Origin of the sequence: Bacillus sp. 7705b (assembly GCF_002289525.1) — a bacterium.
In the GTDB taxonomy this organism is placed as follows: domain Bacteria; phylum Bacillota; class Bacilli; order Bacillales; family Bacillaceae; genus Bacillus; species Bacillus halotolerans.
Window position 1 is genome coordinate 41,162 of the sequence record NZ_NSDH01000020.1, and the last position, 17,556, is coordinate 58,717.

Here is a 17,556-nt window from a genome sequence, read left to right on the forward strand (position 1 = left end):
TGTATATAACCTTTAATAAAGCTATTGTGTCGCAAACCAAGGGAGAAATCAAGATGAACCAAATGCCTCTCATTACCCGTTGAATACACCGGATGCATGCTGTAATATAAACAACAGACACGCTTTAACGGAGGATCGACCATGGAAACAAAAGAAGAATACGAAACAAAAGGCTACGACACATCGGTTATTTATGAATTCAACGAATATCCCGACGTCCATAGCGGACGCTGTGATAATTGTGACTATACGCTTTTTAAAAGCTCCGTAAAAGGCGGAAAGTTTTTGAGAGAATGCCGGAGATGCGGGATGAAAAAGAATATTTAATAGATGGTGTTCGCAGGGCAGGGGTTAGCCTCTGCACCCGAGAACAAGCTGGAGAAAGCGGGATTCATTATTTTATTTTTGCTACAGTCTCCAGCCCTTTGTATATCATTCCCACCGTCTCTTCCGGCGTCATCTCTGACGAATCCAGCCACAGGCATAGACGCGGTGTTTCTGACTGCAAGACGGCATCGAGAGATTCAATGCTGATATCTCCATATCCTTTTTTCTTGCGTGCTGATTCTCTTGCGGCTATTATGTCAGCTCGGGGTGCCAACACGATCACATACAAATGGACGATAACTGATCAACTTCACCATTTCTTCTAACATAGGTCCGATGATCACATCCTGCACCACCGTATGAAACCCCGCTTCAGCATACATATCTGATACGTTAGCCGCCAGCCGGTAGCGAAGACGCAACTGTTCCAGCGCCTCAGCTGAAGGAGTGTCTGACATTTGCATTTCGCCGTTTACAATAAATACATCTCCCCTGACATGAACGCTCTTGTCTAAACGCTCAGAAAGAAGCTGGGCAACTGTGGACTTTCCCGCTGCCATCACCCCTGTAATCAGATAGACGGCGTTTTCTTTACTCATTGCATCCCCTTTTTAAAAGAAGAAAAACCGAAATCTCAGCAGATTTCGGGTGCAAATATGTTATTGCGGAACGACAGACTTTTTTATGAAGGCTTCAATTTCCGCGGCTGCCTTCTCCGCTCCGCCTGCTTCTTTTACGTCTTTCTGCATGTCTTTTACGCGGCTGAGCATTTCTTTATCTCCGGATACGTCCTGAACTGCCTTCTGCAAACGGGAGACGCTGACCTCTTCTTTCGGCAAATAGACGCCGAGGCCTAATTCATCAACACGCCGGGCAGTGAGCTCCTGCTCATACATTTGCGGAATCACAACAAGCGGTACCCCCGCATTCATTGCCTCCATCGTACTGTTCATTCCCCCGTGAGAAACAAACAGATCGGCTTTCGCTAAGATATCCAACTGCGGAACGCGCTGGCGTACTGTAAAGTTGTCAGGAATGTCACCTAGACTGTCAGGTTCAATTGATATCCCTGTTGACATCACAACATGCCAGTCGGAATTCCGAAATGCATCTATACACATACGATAAAATTCCGGCCATGCGTTAAAAGCGGTTCCCAATGAAATCAGCATGAGCGGACGATTGCCTGTTTCCGGCAGCAGGCTCTCTTGTTCACCTCGTTTTCCAAGTGAAGGGCCGACAAAGCAGAATCGCTCATCAAAGGTTTCGTTTTTAATCTGAAAAGACTTCGGCATAAAGACAATATTTAACGCTTCCGGTATAGCCAAGTGTTCAAATGAGACAGCCGGTAAGTTTTCTTTCTCAAGGTAAACCTGGAAATCGGCCTCCGCTTGTTTGAGTTGCTTGAGCATCTCCTCACTTCCAAGCTGGAAGGATTCATTTTGCGCATAGGAAGAACAGAGCCTGATGGCCGGCACATTCAGCTTATCAGCAAACAATTTTCCCGCAAATGCGATAAAATCATAAACGATAAGATCAGGCTGGTCATTTTGATATAATTCTTCAAGCTGAGGCAAGATTTCGAGCGATTCTTTTAAAATGCTAATCGGTGTTTCATTTTTCTCTATCATTTCCTTAATGCGTTCCGGTTCCACGTTAATCGTAGTTTGATATAAAAGCGGGCTTGCCCCGGCTTGCTTCACCGCAGGCGCGAATTCCTCAGTCGTCGCATAAGTAACACGGTGCCCTTTTTCACAAAGCTTCTCCACTAACGCAAGAGTTGGATTCACATGTCCGTATGCCGGGATATTAATAATTGAGATATGATGCTGTCTCATCATTTCAGCCTCCAATTTTCATATTATATGTTGACGCGAAAACTCTTTAGTCCGTAAATCACGCTATTTTCAATCGGGGTGATACTGACCGGCTCCATACGAGAAAACGTTTGAGTCAATGCCGTTAACGCGATGGCTGCTTCAAGCCGTGCAAGCGGAGCCCCAAGACAAAAATGAATGCCGTGGCCAAACGCAATATGCGGATTGGGATGGCGGTGAATATCAAACATGTGCGCCCTGTCAAACTTCGCTTCATCACGATTTGCAGACGCCACAAACGCTAACACCATGTCGCCTTCTTTCATCTGATGGCCACCAATCTCCGTATCCCTCTTGGCAATTCGCCGCAAAACAGGTGCAGGCGCCCTGAAACGCAGAGCTTCTTCCACCGCCTGAGGCATCAGCTCTGGATGCCGCCGCAATTCGTCATAAACGCCCGGCGTGTCTAAAATGCTGTACATCGCGTTTGAAATCAAGTTCGTTGTCGTTTCATTTCCCGCCACCAGCAGTAATGTACAAAACGGAATCAGCTCTTCTCCGGAAAGCTTCTCACCGGTTTCTTCCGCTTTAATTAAAATGGAGATGATGTCCTGTTCCGGTTTCTTCCGTTTTTCTTCTATGATGCCGGCAAAAAACGCGGCTAGCTCTTCCTCGCACTTGTTCCGCTCTTTCAGAAAGGCTTTCTCCGCTTCCTCACTTCCATCTCTTGGTGTGCTCACCAAAATATCAGACCATGTCTTAAACGCATCCATATGCTCTGAAGGAACGCCTAAAAGCTCAGATATCACAATGACAGGAAGCGGATATGAGAAATCCTGGACCAAATCAAACTCGCTTCGTCCATGAAAACGATGTATCAGATCATCTGCGATGTCTTGAATTCTTGGTTCCCACTGCTTCATGACACGCGGTGTAAACGCTCTATTGACAACAGAACGGATTTGCGTGTGTCTTGGCGGGTCCATATTAATGATCGAATTCCCGATAGAACTTGTCTGCTCCGGCATATAACTGGAGAAAAGCTCTTTATCCCCAATCACTTTTTTGACATCATCATAAAGAAAAACACTCCATACTTGATTGTCTTCATCATAGGTAACAGGAGCTTCCTTTCTCATCGATTCGTACCACGGAAACGGATGATAAGCATCCTGTTTATTTTTTCCGTTCATCAGTGCACGCTGCAAAGCTTGTCGCCGATTTACCACATTCATGCGTTTCCCCTCCCCATGAAAGAAAAGATTCAGCAATTGACGAACTTCACCACCTCCTGCTATCGAAAAAGAGAGGGACATCCATTTTGTCGTCTGAAACAGCAGGCAGGTCTTCAAGATGCCGGTGCAGGCATCATATAATCCCCCTCGAATGTTGTTCATCTTACCATAATCTTTCAATTTTTTTCTATTACGCACACCCGATTTGGTTCACAACGTGACCTTAGGCATGCTCATCGATTTTAGAAACGCAATCAATAGCTTATGAAAATCTCACACGTCGCCCTCATCCGCAACGTAAGCACTACTCTAAAAGATGACTTTTCCATTATGTAAAGCATGCTGAAGATATGATTAAATAGAAAGTAAAATGGTGAAGGAGAGAACAAATGACAGCACAGATCAACCGTAAAAAACTAGTTGTCGGCATCGTACTTTCACTTGCATTTGTATTGTTTGTGTTCTCTTTTTCTGAGAGACATTCAAAACCGCTCGTTGAGGGAAAAAAACAGGAAAACTGGCATACTGTCGTCGACAAAGCCTCTGTCGATATATATGGAAGCCGTTTAGTGGAAGAAAGCAAACTAAAACAAAAGCTCGGCCATAAACAAGCCGATTCGGTACTAACCCTTTTGAAGCTAGCCAGCGAAAAACATATTGCCCTGTAAAAACAAAAAAGAGCCTCCGGCTCTTTTTTGTTTAATCCAATACAGTTTTTTTATCCGGATGACGCTGAAAGTCAAAAAGCATACTGAGCTGTGACTGTGTGTTTCGTTTTGGAGAAAGCGGAGGGAGCTTGTCTTCCGGAAAAAAAGCGGCATGGTTCGTCTCAATACCGGTTTTCTGCTGCCCGCCCGTTATGCTGCATTCAATGAAGATCTTATAGTAATGATAAGGCTGAGGGGGGTGAGGATGCTTATGGCTGTCCAGCACGGCCAGTAATCGAGAAGGCACTGTATCGTAACCCGACTCTTCTTTGATTTCCATGATCACATTTTCAGCGGGTGATAAACCAATTTCACAAAACCCGCCTGGGAGTGACCACAGCTCGTCATGCTTCTCCCGGACAAGCAATATGCGATTCTCTCGAAATACCGCGCCGCGAACATCCGCCTTCGGTGTCGGATAGCCTTTCTCGCCTTTCCATAAATCAGTGATGACTTCAATGTCCTTCTCCGAGTAATCCGCCATCATCTCTGCGCTGAGCTTCATCAGCTCTTCGTACCTTTCCCTGTCATACACATCCTTGGAAAAAGCAAGCCCCGCCTGTGCGATCGCCTGAATCCGCTGGGCCTGTTCCAGCCATTTGGTTTGCATAATTGATCACCTCACTACCATTTTATACTATCAATCTCTTTTAAATAAAAAAGCATGCTCCGATTTTCCGGTGACATGCTCAAAAGATACCTTAATTCAGTTTTACGAAATATGTAATATCCTCTGTTTCAAAATTTAAAAATGATGGACTATATGACAGATTAAGGTTTTTTTCTCCTTTTGGAATCACGAAACTGACTGTGCCTGTTACCTTTTTACCCGAGGCTAACTTTCCTGATTTAAGGCTTGTTTTCAGGTCAGCAGTAGATACTATGTTTGCTCTGATTGATTGATCTTTGCCATCTTTCAATTCAAAACCGCCACTCGTATAATTGAAAGACTTGTCGCTTGTATTTTCGATCGTTACCTCAGCTATTAAAAATTCTTCATTATTATTTATTGTTTTTTCTTTCTCGCCAATTTTTGTCTTATACTCGCCTTGTTCTGCCGTTGTATATACTTTATTGACCGAGAAATTTGTGCTGGAAGCTTTAAAAGTTTCGCCTACTTTATACACCTTTTCATCCGTTTTGGTTTCTTTTTCCTCTGTTTTCTTTTCCGTTGCTGTTGCTTCTTTCTTTTCTGTCTTTTGCTCAGCTGACGCATCACTGGACTGGCTGCACGCAGAAAGCGCAAATCCAATCGTTAGCACAAACAAAATGAATAATGCTTTTTTCATTGCCGTTCCTCCATCTAAAGTAATCATTTTCTATTATAATCACGCTTTTCCTTTTCTTAACAGGGAATAAAGTAACAAATTACTCTATCAAATCCATTCATAGTATTGGTCAGCTAATGACATAGATATTTATCCTTTACTGGAAAAAATACTGGAAAGGCCGGTGATGGCATATCATTTTCCAAAACAAAAGCTTCTTTGTCTTGTTTCTAATTCGGATATTTCCTCCTAGTTCTAAAGACCCATATCGACAAAAACCCGAGCTGGCATTAGCCGGCTCGGGCGGGTGTCAATCTCGCTTATCCATTCCCCTTTTCTTTCGGGGTTCCTGATGATGCTTTTGATGTTCCGGAGGCTGAGTTGTGCGTTCCAGCTCCTTTGTATCTTGTCCCATTCCTTTTAAAAAGGAGAACAGCAGCGTAACCGCTTTGTTGATTTCCGGGTCTTTAAGCGAACGGATGATATCAAAATAACCTGTTTTCTCTTCGCTGTTCTTCTGTTCTACCGCGTTCGCCACACCGGCATTCACTTTCAAAATGAGCGGCTCCAGCTGTTTGACATCCAGCATGCCGAGTGTTCCAAACAGGAGAAGCAGGTTTTTAAGCATATTGGCCGTTTCCTCTGTATCTGCCTTTTTCACTAGGATGTCAAGGACTTTATCACCTTGGCCAAAAAGACCGCGGAGCAAAGGCAGCACGCCCCGTTCGTTCATGTGCCCAAGCATTTGCATCGTCTCCATAATGGCTTCTTTGTTGTCGACTAAGGCATCTTCGATTTCTTCCAAATCACGTTTGCGCTGATCTTCTTCGGTCACCTGTACTTTCTGAATGCGTTTAATCGCTTTAGCCATTGTGCCCAATCCCCCTTTTCACAGCATCGCCAGGGAAGATGTAATCCTTCCGCGCCCATTTCTTATGAACCTGCACACCGATTTGCGGCTGCGGATTTCCGTTGCGGTGATTGATTTTAGGCAGCGGATTGATTCCATCCTGCTTCAATATTTCCATCTTTGCTGATGTTTCTTTGTACGCAGGCGTGTCGGTATCCTTGTCCGCGTGGCTGCCTGTTAACAGGTTGATCGCCGCTTCCCCAGAATCGTTCATTGGCAAATACACTTCCTTCCCTTTGACACGATCAGTGATCAGGCATTTCACCTTCACATTTCCAAAAGGCGACGTGAGTCTGACAAGGGTCCCGTCCTGGATTCCCCGTTCTGCCGCAAGCTCTGGAGAAATTTCTAAAAATACATGCGGCGTTTTTTCAGAAATGCCTTTTGATTTATACGTCAGGTTTCCTTCATGGAAATGCTCCAAGAGTCTGCCGTTATTTACATGGATGTCATATTCCTCACCGAACTCCTCAGGCTCAGTCCATTGAACCGGATAAAGAATCGCTTTGCCGTCCTGAAAAGGAAAGCGTTCTGTAAAGAGTAAAGGTGAATCCTTCCCATCAGCACTTACAGGCCATTGCAGGGAGTTGTAGCCCTCAAGACGTTCATAGGTTACTCCTGCATAAATTGGTGACAGCATTGCAGCTTCTTCCATAATATCGGAAGGATGCTCATAATTCCAATTGGCCCCAAGCTTATTCGCTACCTCCATAATAATCTGCCAGTCCGGCTTTGATTCACCCATAGGTTCAAATACCTGGTATAAACGCTGAATACGGCGTTCAGTGTTTGTAAAGGTTCCTTCTTTTTCAAGGCTCGGGCTCGCAGGAAGAACAACATCTGCAAATTCTGCCGTCCGAGATAGGAAAATGTCCTGCACAACAAAGAAATCAAGTTTTTCATATGCGGCGTGTACATGATTGATATTAGAATCGACAAGGCCCATTTCTTCCCCTTTTACATACATCGCTTTCAGCTGGCCGGAATGGATTTTTTCAATCATTTCATGGTTGGTCATGCCCGGCTCCTTCGGCAGCTGCACACCCCAGGCTTGTTCGTATTTCTTGCGGACTTGTTCATCCTTCACTTTTTCATAGCCCGGCAGGCTGTCTGGCATGCTTCCGAAGTCACTTGCTCCCTGTACGTTGTTATGGCCGCGTAATGGATAAGAACCCGCACCCGGTTTTCCGTAGTTTCCTGTGACAAGCAGCAAATTTGAAATCGCAGTGCTTGTATCGCTGCCTCCAATGTGCTGTGTCACGCCCATGGCCCACAACGCGCACACACTGTCAGCCTCATGAATCATTTCAGCCATTTGAATCAGGGTTTGTTTATCAATTCCGGTTTTCTCCTCTGCATATTCAAGTGTGTACGGCGCAAGGCTTTTCACGTATTTATCCCGGCCGTTGACCCTTTCCTGCAAAAAGCGTTCATCGGCCTTGCCGTTTTCAATCAGATATTTGGAGATGGCATTCAGCCAGACGATATCTGATCCGGCACGCGGCTGAACAAATAGATCAGAACGCTCAGCCATTTCGTGTTTTCTGATATCAGCCACGATAACCTTCTGCCCTCTCAGCTTGTGAGCCCGTTTAATGCGGGTAGACAATACCGGATGCGACTCTGATGTGTTCGAACCGATAATTAAAACAAGATCTGCCTGGGCGATATCTGTAATCGATCCTGAGTCACCGCCGTATCCGACTGTCCGGAACAGGCCGGCAGTAGCCGGAGACTGGCAATAGCGCGAGCAGTTATCCACATTATTTGTGCCGATAACCCCTCTGGCCAGCTTTTGCATCAGGTAGGATTCTTCATTCGTACATTTAGACGACGTGATAAAAGCAAGTGAGTCAGGGCCACATTCTTCTTTCAATTCAGTGAACTTGCTTGCGATCAGTGTTAAGGCTTCCTCCCACTCTGCTTCCCGGAAATGGTCGCCTTCGCGGATGAGCGGTTTTGTCAGACGCTCCTCACTGTTTACAAAATCCCAGCCGAACTTGCCTTTTACACAAGTGGAAATGCCATTGGCAGGCGCCTCCTCCTGCGGCTCCACTTTCAGAATATCTCTGCCCTTAGTCCAAACATCAAAACTGCAGCCGACACCGCAATAGGTGCAGACGGTTTTGGTTTTTTTGATTCGTTCATCACGCATGGCAGATTCCATGTCAGAAATGGCGAGAATCGAGCCGTATCCTGTCTCTACGCCTTTCGTAATCTCGATCATCGGGCGCAGTGATTCGTTATTGATGCCTGTTAAATATCCGGCTTCCCCTTCCATTCCTTTTTCCATCATCGCGTTGCACGGACATACGGTTGAGCAATGGCCGCACGACACACATGACGACTCGTTAATCGGCACGTCATGATCCCAAATGACGCGCGGGCGTTCCCGCTCCCAGTCAATCGTCAGTGTTTCTGTCACCTGTACGTCTTGGCATGCTTCGACACAGCGGCCGCACAAAATACATTGATCAGGATCATACCGGTAAAACGGATGGGATTCATCCTTATGATAAGGTTTTTGATCAAACGGGATGCTTTGGTGATTGATTTTCATTTCCTTCACCGTATTATGTATTTCGCATCCTCCATTGTTGTAATCGCAAACTGTACAGTAAAGCTCATGATTATATAAGATTTTATCCATCCCGATGACCTGTGCCTTTTTCACGTCAGACGAAAGCGTATCAATGACATCGCCATCCTTTATTTCAGAAGAGCACGATCTCTTCAGCTCACCATTGATGCTGACGATACACGTATCACATGTTTCTATCGGCCCAAGGCTCGGATGATAGCATACTTGCGGCACTTCGATTGAACTGTTATTCAAAAGCTGCAGCACCGTCTGGTCTCCGGCTGTCTCCATCTCAACGCCGTTTATGGTTACTTTTTTTGTGTCCGCCATCTCCATTCCCCTTTCTTGCGTTTATATACCGAATTACCCATTTCAGTTCCCTTGCATGTGCTGATTAAAACATACAGAGCGCATACAAATGTTTTAATGCACGAACACCGGGAAACGTCATGATAGACAAAAAGGGAGGGATAACCATGAAGAAAACCATTTCCGCATTAACAGCGGCGGCAGCACTGTCAGGCACTGTTTTTGGCTTCGGGACGGCAATTCCGGCAAAAGCTGCCGCTCAGGCAAATCCGCCTGCTGAAGAAACAACCTCATCATCCGCTGAGCTTGTAAAAAATCTTTATAACACCGCTTTTACAGGTGAAATGCCGCAGCAGGTACAAGGTCTTACGATTAACAAAAGCACAAAAGGGGATGTCCATGCCAAGATGGGAGAACCGGAAAGACCGGCTGGAGGAAACAATATGTTTGATCTATACAGCTGGAATATGGGAAATCCCGGCTACGGCTTTTCCTATAACAAAGACATGACCATTTCAGAAATCCGTTACTTTGGAACCGGAGTAGAACGCCGTCTGAATCTTGGAGGGGTTACACCGGATGTGCTGAGCGATCAAATTGGCCCCGCCGACCGAATTTTAACCGTCCCATTCACGGATGAAATCGACTATATCTATGATACAGGCCCTTATGAGCTCCATTTCGTCATTGGAAAAGACCAGACAGCCGACCATGTCAATCTAAGAGCAAGATAAAAGCACTTGCGGCTCCAGCCGCTTTTTTTATGGACAAAGTGAGGATGGATTCCTTACAATACATAGGAGGAAAAATGCGGGAAGAGGTATCAATCATTAATGAGAAGGAACCGGTTCATATATGCGGCCTTTACAATCCTCATCATTGGGTTGGGACTGGGGTCAAGAGCATTCTCCAGTTTTCTCCCGGATATCGTCAATGCCTATCTCGGAGATGCACTGTGGGCCGCAATGATTTTTACGGGCTGCGGCTTTCTGTTTCAGACGATGAAAACCATCACAACAGGCATTATCAGCCTTTTATTTTGCGTTATTATCGAATGCAGCCAGCTGTACCATGCTGAGTGGATCGACCGGATCAGGGGCACTTCGCTCGGCGGCCTCGTGCTGGGGTACGGATTTTTATGGAGCGATATCATAGCTTATACGATGGGAATTGTCACCTGCACACTCATAGAGCTGATCCATCAAAACATCAAAAAGCGCCGCTGACGTGACGCTTTTTCTTATGTCGAGAACAGCCCGCACTGAGACAGAATCGTCTCTGTATCCAAGAGTGTGGCCTCCTTTATATCGACCCGGTGTTTATTCATAAAAGACTGAACAGCGTGATATCCAACCGCATATCCGGCAAAAGCAGATAATCCCGCCGGCTCAAAGCCTTGCGCTTTCGCTATTTGATCTCCAAACATGTAACGGCTCACCTCCGAAAAGCCTTTTACATCAATCACCTCTTTTATGACTTCAATGGAATATTGCAAATCGTCCCGATCAAAGCGAGTAACCCAAGGACCTAATTGTTCTTCGCCAAAGAGCTCCCGCGCAAATGACTCAGCCAGCCCTTCAATGACAAGATAATCCCCGACTGACACAGAACCTCGGTGAAAATCAAAATACGAAAACCGCAGATTATGGTGAAATTCATGGGCAATCATCGATGAAATCCTAAGAAGGTTATAGCTGTTCGGATACATCCAAACGTGAATAAAGCCTGGAATTCCCCCAAACCCGCAATACCCTTTTTGCAGCTTCAGCTTGCTTGGATCAGCAATGTAAAGCCCGAACCTCATTTCTTCCGCATTTACTCGCAGCTTTTCACGCTCGGCAAAATGTATACACTGCTGCAGCGCAGATTCAGCAGTCTCGGCAATATGCAATTGCTGCAGTTTTCTTAATGCTGTCTGTCCGGTTTCAGCATTACACACATCCAAATAACCAAGCATCTTTACAGCCATGATCACATCATATCCATTTGGTGTCTTCGCTTTTAGGGGAACCTGTATGGCGCTCCACATTTTTTCAAACGGTCCCATCATCGTATACCGAAACTCGTCCTCTCTTTCGTGTTCTTCCATCGAAAACAGCTTTTCATATTGCTGAAAGGTCTGTTCTATTACGATATTCATCCTAATCCCTCCTCACGAAAAATATACGGTATGCCGCAGCGTAAAGGTCAACAGAAAAAATTAAGCCTTTCTGCCCTATAAAATCAAAGCCGGCCGCCGATAGGTAAGGCATAGGAGGTGTAGCAATGGATATTCCTGCATTATCAGTTGCCATGCATCAAGCAAATCTGGCCCAAAATGTTGATATCGCTTTAACGAAAAAGATGCTGGACACTGCCCAGCAAAATGCTGACCAAACCCTTAAGCTGATTCAGCACCCGACACTCGGACAAAAAATTGACCTGAAAGCTTAGCTTCACACCCCAGGCGGCCAAGAACTCCATCCTCCCGGCCGCCTTTATTTTTCACAAAAAAGCATGCATGTTTTGGCCTTTCCTCCGTATGATTTATTGTTTGTCATTTTAAGGAGGTTAGGAAGAAATGAAAAGAATGGTTAAAAAGGTGTCTTTGGTGTTGTTCGCATTCGTATTTATTTTTGCCATAAAGGGAGCACCCGCTCATGCGGAAACACATGCCTACGATGGAAAAAGCCCTTATTACAATGATTGTGCGTCCAGCGCCGCCACAAAAAAATCTTCTAACTTAGTGAACGCAAACAATCAAGTCATTGGAGTCGTCGAGCTCAAGTTCAGTAGTACATGCAAAACGGCATGGGCAAAAATAACGATGAACAACACCTTGACAACAGGCTATGAAGCAAACGCGGAAATAACCCGGAACACAGACAAAAAGAGATATAACTGTGACTCTGCAGGCGGCAATGGCAAAGCGGTGGCAGGCCAAAAATCTTGTTATACGCCTATGGTCTATGACTTAGACCCGAGAACCTCCTACGCTTTCGGTAAATATTCAGGCCCCAACCTGAATGTATGGGCAACCACAGGCTCTTATTAAACAGAAAAAAGGCTGTCCAACGGGCATTTCCCGCGACAGCCTTTCCACATTTATTTAGCTTCCCTTTGTTTTTTTACCTCTTCAAGCTGAGTGACCGTCACCAATTGATAGCCTTGATCGGTCAGTCTTTTGATAATCTCATCGGCCGCATCAGCAGAAGTGCCGTAAATGTCATGTATTAAAATCGTCTTTCCGTCAGCCGCGTGGCTCATGACTCGGTTGACAATTGTATTTTTATTTCGGTCTTTCCAATCTTCCGGATCAATGTCCCATAACGCGACATCCATTTTCAGCTTGCTGCGCAGTTCATCATTAATGCCGCCATATGGAGGACGCACAAGCGTCGGACGATAACCGCTTATTTTTTCAATCATGTCCTGCGTGTCATTGATCTGCTTTACAGCCTCTTTCACTGAAAGCCTTGTGAGAAGCGGATGGCTCCATGAGTGGTTCCCCACTTCATTTCCTTCTTTCAGCATTCTTTTTAACGTTTCCGGATAATATTGAACCCTGCTGCCCAGCACAAAAAACGTTGCATGCCCTTCATATTTCTTCAAGGAGTCCAGAATCTGATTTGTTGTCGCAGGATTCGGGCCGTCGTCGAAAGTAAGCGCAATGACTTTTTTATTCGGATCAACTGTTTCTTCTTTAGGTAATGAAATGACTTCGTGCTTCGGTTTTTGTTCTTTGATTTTATTTTTGTTTTTCGCTTTATCAATATATTGTTCTTTCAATATATCTTTTAAAAGATTTTTCTTAATCGCAATCGACTGCTCTCCAAGATAGCCCGCAGCGACTTGATATGTATCAAAATAAAACTCGATATAATCTTCCTTGACGGCAAAACGGCTGAAATTTTCTTTTGCCGGTGCAGTTCCTTCTTTTAACAATTCGTCATCCGCTGCAATGTCCTTATTCTTTTTAAGCTCATGATAAGCGATCAGCGAAAGCTTTTGTAAATAATCAGAGTCCTTTTTGAAAATATCATCAATAGAAAGAAATGCTTCCTTGCTAAAATCAAAGTTAAATGTTTTTTTTACGGTTTGTCCATGCGCGCCGCCTATGTATTTATATTCATTAAAGACCACTGCCGCTGTCTGCTTGGCATAATGAACAATTTCATAATCGATGTTGAGTTCATTGCGCTTTTTTGTATGCTCCTGGTCAGCATCTTTCGTTTCCTTCTGAAATTGGCGAACCTCTTTCTCTGCGAAACTCTTTAATGCCGCATCCATTTTTTTATTTTTAAAAACAGGGTAGTTGACCGCGTAATTGAAGGTTTTCCCGTCATTCACAAGCGTTGCGATCTCCACATCTCCATACTGAGAATCGGTTTTCACTTGATTCATGACCGTTTCTTTTTTTGATGTATTATGGCAAAAGCCAATAAGCCCTGCCGCACAAACAACTGCCACTAATACTTGAAACCATTTGATTCTTTTCGCCAACAACACAAATTCCTTCTTTCGTAATCACTTCGATTTATATTTCATCAAAAGATTCAGATGATGTTCTTTATGCATGTTAGTACCCAACCAGAAATATTTTTGTAACATTAAAGTAACATTTATTTCACTTTTGTAATAATAGGAGATTTAGAAGTTCTTGTCAATCCCTTTCTGAGGATTTACTCAATTAAAAAAACAATTTGGTCGATGGACATACACCCATTTCTCATATCAGGAATAAGGTAAACAGAATAAAAAATGCTAGGGAGGTAACCCTCTTGGAATTTCCTGTTAATTACGATCAGTTTGAGCCAGTTTCACCTTTTGACGAAAGACAGCCATATTACTACCCGCGTCCGCGCCCTAGACCGCCATTTTATCCGCCTTATTATTACCCAAGACCGTTTTATCCGTTTTATCCGCGTCCGCCTTACTACTACCCGCGCCCTCCTTACTACCCTTGGTACGGATACGGCGGCGGATACGGCGGCGGATATGGAGGATACAACAGATAGCAGGCGGTGTTTACCGAGAATGGGGGCAGTCCAGCTCCCCTTTTTTTGTATAAAAATTGACAATATCATGACAAATACAGGAAATAATTGTGATCTGGCTGGCCTCTTGGTACGATAACAAAAGCATGCAGTTTTGGGGGAGGCGTCTATTTTTGGAGAATTCAAGAGTTTATGCTCCGATTTCTGAAACAAAATACATAAAAGCCTCGAACCGGGTATCCGTTTACGATTTTATAAAGCTTGCAAAACCCGGCATTATCGTATCAAACTCGATAGCAGCCTTCGGCGGATTTTGGATCGCATTTGTGGGCTCAGAAAAACCATTAACAGGACTCGCTTTTTTTATGACAATGATAACGGCAATGCTTGGAACCGCGTTCGTCATGGCCTCCGGCACTGTCTACAACAACTATTTTGATCGGCATATGGATGCAAAAATGGAGCGCACCCGCAGCAGGGCCTCAGTCACAGGAAAAATGCCGCCTGCTTTGATCTTAACGTATGGCTCTGTTTTAGGAATAGCAGGTCTTGCCATGCTGTATTCCCTCAACCCTTTAACTGCAATTCTCGGACTGGCCGCCTTTATTTTTTATGCCATCATCTATACAGTATGGGTGAAACGGGCCTCGGTATGGAGCACGTTTGTCGGAAGCTTTCCGGGAGCTGCTCCGCCACTGATGGGTTATTGTGCCATCACAGGAGAAATCAGTGTAACCGCCGTCATGTTATATGCCATTATGTTTCTGTGGCAGCCCCCGCATTTTTGGGCTATTGGGATAAGACGCAAAGAGGAATATCGGGCGGCTGGTGTCCCGCTCTTGCCTGTTGTAAAAGGAAATCATGTAACGAAAGTAAAAATGATTCAATATATTGCAGTCCTGGTGCCGGTTACGCTATTATTTCCTTTTTCTCTCGGCACCGGCCATATCAGCCCATTTTATTTTTTAACTGCCTTGGTTCTCGGAGGTATATGGATCAAAAAAGGCGTCCATGGATTCAAAACAGACGATGACGTAGAGTGGGCAAAGGATATGTTTGTCTACTCACTCATTTATTTTTGCTTGCTGTTTTTTGTCATGATGATTGATTCATTTGTAATGTTATTAATCTGATGATTTTATGCAAAAAGAGCCACACATTAATGTGACTCTTTTTTGTTTGGGAAAACAGTCTCTAATAGAAATGTCAGGATAATAAATACAGCCGCGCAAATCAAAAATCGGACGATTTCAGTCAAAATCCAGCTATGGGCAATACTCATATCATCGGTTTCCTGGAGGGCTGCACATATTGAAAAAATAGTGAGTATGTATTTTAGGATTTCTTTGTTCATGGACACCATCACTTTCTGGATATGATCACCAATATCCAAAATAACACATAGCTGAGAGCGGCAAAAGCCGAAAGAGCAAAAAAGTACCAGCCCAGTCTGAACTAAAGCTCCAATGAAATACATACTGGCTCTCCATTCTAAGATATGAAATATTACAGATTAAGATCCTTTCCATTGTCAGCTATCCCAATCCGGAATAAAGAAAAAATTGTCCAACCACCTACATTATGGTAATATATGATCTGCTTTTCTCATGTTCATTGATTTGGAGGCGTACGATGAAAGGGATTGTTTTAGTTGTTCAGCTTGGATTTTCATTCATGGCTTTTCTGTTTTTAGCCGCTGTCAATTGGTATCAAGGAAGCGAGCTTGTTTCAGATCAATTCGATTGGAATTACACAGCCAAATTTTCAAAGCTCCTTAAAGGCATTGACACCATCACCAGCCCCAAACAAATTTCACAGCTGGACTTTTTCATATACTCTGCGAAACACTATCGGGTCATGAGTATACTGATGATCTGTTCGTTTTTATATGTGTTATTATCGCTTTTTTTGCTGATTCGCGATTGCCACACGGCTCGGTAAAGAATATGTCATTTCCACATGCCCCATTGAAATACCATAAAAGGAGCACCGTTATGATCCTCCCCCTCTTTTTTCTTTAATCGCCAGTTCATCTAAAGGATATGGCAAGGCGTATCTCGCTCCGCGTACTTGATTTCTAAGCATTCCACGATTAGGTGCACGATTTACATCTTCTCTATATTCGTATGGTCAATCAGAACTGCGTTTATATGATCCGAACTTGAATGTTCTTGCCTCATTGGTTATTTTCGGTTTCACCTTTTGTTTTTCCATCTTTCGGAACTTTTCTCTCGCTCTTTCGTATAACCTTACAGGAGGTATCACATGATGAAAGAGTATGAATTCGTTAGAGTCGAACTTAGTACCATGAGAAGAAGACCCAAAGAAGACTACCAACAAATCATTCGTGACTATGCTCAAAGAGGATGGAAGTTTATTCAGATTTTCGCCCCTAGTATAGACGGGTATGGAGCAGCTGCTTATTTTGAAATGATATTTGAAAGAGATGTGGAAGATGCTTAGTCTTTATGGCTAAGCATTCTTACCATTGAGTAACTTACATTTATAAATGACAAATCATAAAAAGCTTACAATTAGTAAGCTTTTTTGACCCTTCATGACAAAGAAAGACTCTAGTTTTTTCAATCGTGCTTCAAACTTCGCTTTCGTTCTCGCTCGATAAAGTCCATGCATCAGTTAGATGCTTAATCATTTACTTTCCCAGTATACACATAGATCACCTGTCTTAGAAATTCAGCTAATCCCTCACCATGTTGATCGTAATATCGCTTAAAGCGCTCATCTGATACATACATCTCCCCTAGACCTGCATGAGCTTCTTTGCTGTAGTCGCTCCAATGATAAAGAAGCCATTTTTTGTGCAATTCCGCCGCTTTCAAGGCATCTTCACTTTTTGGATCTCCTTCTTCAAATGCTTTTTTAAGTTTTTCAAACATTTCTTTTTCTGTAGCGGTCAGCTCTTCATATTGCTCCTTTGTCATATTCAACACTTCTTGGTTAGTTTCTTCCACCGCTTCTTCTCCATACTTTTGGCGTATTTCCGCTCCATATTTCCGCTCGTTTTCTTCCACAAGCTCTTTTTTAAATCCTTTAAATTTCTCTTCATCTCTCATTTTTTCGTTTCTCTCCTCTGCATGAATTGTTTTCTCTACATTTTGTATAAGGCTATCAATCCGGGCTCTTTCTTCTAGAAGCTCTGCATGATGATCCTTTAATGCTTTATGACGATTAAAAGATGGGGAAAAGATTAATTTTTTTATCTCCTCTAATTGGAAGCCTAACTCTCGATAAAATAAAATGTGCTGTAATTGGTTGACTTCTTTTTCCCCATAAATTCGGTATCCAGATGAATTAATCCGTGCTGGCTGTAAAAGGTTAATCTCATCATAATACCTAAGCGTTCTTGTGCTGACTCCCGCTAATTTGGCTAACTTCTGAACGGTATATTCCATTTCTTCTCCCTCC

22 protein-coding genes are annotated in these 17,556 nt (G+C 43.8%); 10 read left to right on the forward strand and 12 right to left on the reverse strand.

Annotated elements, in window-relative coordinates; all coding sequences use genetic code 11:
- Positions 1-141: 141 nt before the first annotated feature.
- Positions 142-327, forward strand: coding sequence for a DUF8096 family protein (locus CJU60_RS08555; protein ID WP_010333860.1), 186 nt, complete (start codon positions 142-144; stop codon positions 325-327).
- A 67-nt stretch (positions 328-394) separates the two neighbouring features.
- On the opposite strand, the gene CJU60_RS22055 is transcribed toward CJU60_RS08555, so the two are convergent.
- From CJU60_RS22055 to yjiB, 4 genes are read right to left on the reverse strand one after another with little or no spacing between them, the layout of a single operon-like run.
- Entirely contained in the window at positions 395-601 is a 207-nt protein-coding gene (locus tag CJU60_RS22055) for a hypothetical protein (protein ID WP_369679546.1), read from the reverse strand.
- Positions 585-926 (reverse strand): nucleoside/nucleotide kinase family protein, encoded by a 342-nt coding sequence (locus tag CJU60_RS22060; RefSeq protein ID WP_369679547.1) that lies wholly within the window; start codon positions 924-926, stop codon positions 585-587. Before CJU60_RS22060 ends, CJU60_RS22055 begins: the two co-directional genes overlap by 17 nt.
- A gap of 60 nt (positions 927-986) precedes the next feature.
- Positions 987-2,165, reverse strand: coding sequence for a macrolide family glycosyltransferase (locus tag CJU60_RS08565; protein WP_095713521.1), 1,179 nt, complete (start codon positions 2,163-2,165; stop codon positions 987-989).
- A 23-nt stretch (positions 2,166-2,188) separates the two neighbouring features.
- Complete coding sequence (yjiB, locus tag CJU60_RS08570; protein WP_095713522.1) at positions 2,189-3,379, reverse strand: monooxygenase YjiB; 1,191 nt, start codon at positions 3,377-3,379, stop codon at positions 2,189-2,191.
- Positions 3,380-3,768: 389 nt separating this feature from the next.
- Here yjiB and CJU60_RS08575 point away from each other — a divergent pair, with 389 nt between their 5' ends.
- Complete coding sequence (locus tag CJU60_RS08575) at positions 3,769-4,047, forward strand: hypothetical protein (RefSeq protein ID WP_024121023.1); 279 nt, start codon at positions 3,769-3,771, stop codon at positions 4,045-4,047.
- Positions 4,048-4,078: 31 nt separating this feature from the next.
- On the opposite strand, the gene CJU60_RS08580 is transcribed toward CJU60_RS08575, so the two are convergent.
- The 4 genes from CJU60_RS08580 to fdhF form a co-directional block, all read right to left on the reverse strand.
- Positions 4,079-4,696: an NUDIX hydrolase gene (locus CJU60_RS08580; protein WP_095713523.1), complete on the reverse strand. Its 618-nt coding sequence runs from the start codon at positions 4,694-4,696 to the stop codon at positions 4,079-4,081.
- Between the two features lie 91 nt (positions 4,697-4,787).
- The gene (locus CJU60_RS08585; RefSeq protein WP_095713524.1) at positions 4,788-5,375 is read right to left on the reverse strand and encodes a DUF4352 domain-containing protein; all 588 of its coding nucleotides are present in this window, start codon (positions 5,373-5,375) and stop codon (positions 4,788-4,790) included.
- 289 nt (positions 5,376-5,664) lie between these two features.
- Complete coding sequence (locus CJU60_RS08590) at positions 5,665-6,225, reverse strand: helical membrane plugin domain-containing protein (protein ID WP_095713525.1); 561 nt, start codon at positions 6,223-6,225, stop codon at positions 5,665-5,667.
- Positions 6,218-9,175: a formate dehydrogenase subunit alpha gene (fdhF, locus tag CJU60_RS08595; protein ID WP_095713526.1), complete on the reverse strand. Its 2,958-nt coding sequence runs from the start codon at positions 9,173-9,175 to the stop codon at positions 6,218-6,220. The genes CJU60_RS08590 and fdhF overlap by 8 nt, the downstream gene beginning before the upstream one ends.
- A gap of 146 nt (positions 9,176-9,321) precedes the next feature.
- Between fdhF and CJU60_RS08600 the strand changes: the two genes are divergently transcribed.
- Positions 9,322-9,888 carry a YjgB family protein gene (locus tag CJU60_RS08600; RefSeq protein WP_095713527.1) on the forward strand — a complete coding sequence of 189 codons (567 nt, stop codon included), beginning with the start codon at positions 9,322-9,324 and terminating at the stop codon, positions 9,886-9,888.
- A gap of 99 nt (positions 9,889-9,987) precedes the next feature.
- Positions 9,988-10,380 carry a ribosomal maturation YjgA family protein gene (locus CJU60_RS08605; protein WP_095713528.1) on the forward strand — a complete coding sequence of 131 codons (393 nt, stop codon included), beginning with the start codon at positions 9,988-9,990 and terminating at the stop codon, positions 10,378-10,380.
- Positions 10,381-10,394: 14 nt separating this feature from the next.
- Here the strand turns inward: CJU60_RS08605 and CJU60_RS08610 are convergent, their stop codons facing one another.
- Positions 10,395-11,294 (reverse strand): DUF2268 domain-containing putative Zn-dependent protease, encoded by a 900-nt coding sequence (locus CJU60_RS08610; RefSeq protein WP_095713529.1) that lies wholly within the window; start codon positions 11,292-11,294, stop codon positions 10,395-10,397.
- Between the two features lie 125 nt (positions 11,295-11,419).
- On the opposite strand from CJU60_RS08610, the gene CJU60_RS08615 reads away from it, so the two are divergent.
- Complete coding sequence (locus CJU60_RS08615; protein ID WP_010333849.1) at positions 11,420-11,587, forward strand: YjfB family protein; 168 nt, start codon at positions 11,420-11,422, stop codon at positions 11,585-11,587.
- Between the two features lie 127 nt (positions 11,588-11,714).
- Positions 11,715-12,188, forward strand: a complete 474-nt coding sequence (locus CJU60_RS08620) for a YjfA family protein (protein WP_059336143.1) — start codon at positions 11,715-11,717, stop codon at positions 12,186-12,188.
- 50 nt (positions 12,189-12,238) lie between these two features.
- On the opposite strand, the gene CJU60_RS08625 is transcribed toward CJU60_RS08620, so the two are convergent.
- The gene (locus CJU60_RS08625; RefSeq protein ID WP_095713530.1) at positions 12,239-13,639 is read right to left on the reverse strand and encodes a polysaccharide deacetylase family protein; all 1,401 of its coding nucleotides are present in this window, start codon (positions 13,637-13,639) and stop codon (positions 12,239-12,241) included.
- Positions 13,640-13,914: 275 nt separating this feature from the next.
- Between CJU60_RS08625 and CJU60_RS08630 the strand changes: the two genes are divergently transcribed.
- A complete protein-coding gene (locus tag CJU60_RS08630; protein ID WP_141243771.1) occupies positions 13,915-14,151 on the forward strand; it encodes a spore coat protein in 237 nt (78 codons plus the stop codon).
- A 125-nt stretch (positions 14,152-14,276) separates the two neighbouring features.
- Entirely contained in the window at positions 14,277-15,263 is a 987-nt protein-coding gene (gene cyoE / locus CJU60_RS08635; protein ID WP_095713547.1) for a heme o synthase, read from the forward strand.
- A gap of 26 nt (positions 15,264-15,289) precedes the next feature.
- On the opposite strand, the gene CJU60_RS21810 is transcribed toward cyoE, so the two are convergent.
- On the reverse strand, positions 15,290-15,412 hold the full coding sequence (locus CJU60_RS21810) for a hypothetical protein (RefSeq protein ID WP_255238331.1): 123 nt from the start codon (positions 15,410-15,412) through the stop codon (positions 15,290-15,292).
- Between the two features lie 350 nt (positions 15,413-15,762).
- Here CJU60_RS21810 and CJU60_RS08645 point away from each other — a divergent pair, with 350 nt between their 5' ends.
- Both CJU60_RS08645 and CJU60_RS08650 read left to right on the forward strand, forming a co-directional pair.
- Entirely contained in the window at positions 15,763-16,071 is a 309-nt protein-coding gene (locus CJU60_RS08645) for a YjdJ family protein (protein ID WP_095713533.1), read from the forward strand.
- 327 nt (positions 16,072-16,398) lie between these two features.
- Entirely contained in the window at positions 16,399-16,593 is a 195-nt protein-coding gene (locus tag CJU60_RS08650; RefSeq protein ID WP_024121010.1) for a DUF4177 domain-containing protein, read from the forward strand.
- Between the two features lie 182 nt (positions 16,594-16,775).
- Here the strand turns inward: CJU60_RS08650 and CJU60_RS08655 are convergent, their stop codons facing one another.
- Positions 16,776-17,543, reverse strand: a complete 768-nt coding sequence (locus tag CJU60_RS08655) for a MerR family transcriptional regulator (RefSeq protein WP_095713534.1) — start codon at positions 17,541-17,543, stop codon at positions 16,776-16,778.
- Between the last annotated feature and the right edge of the window lie 13 nt (positions 17,544-17,556).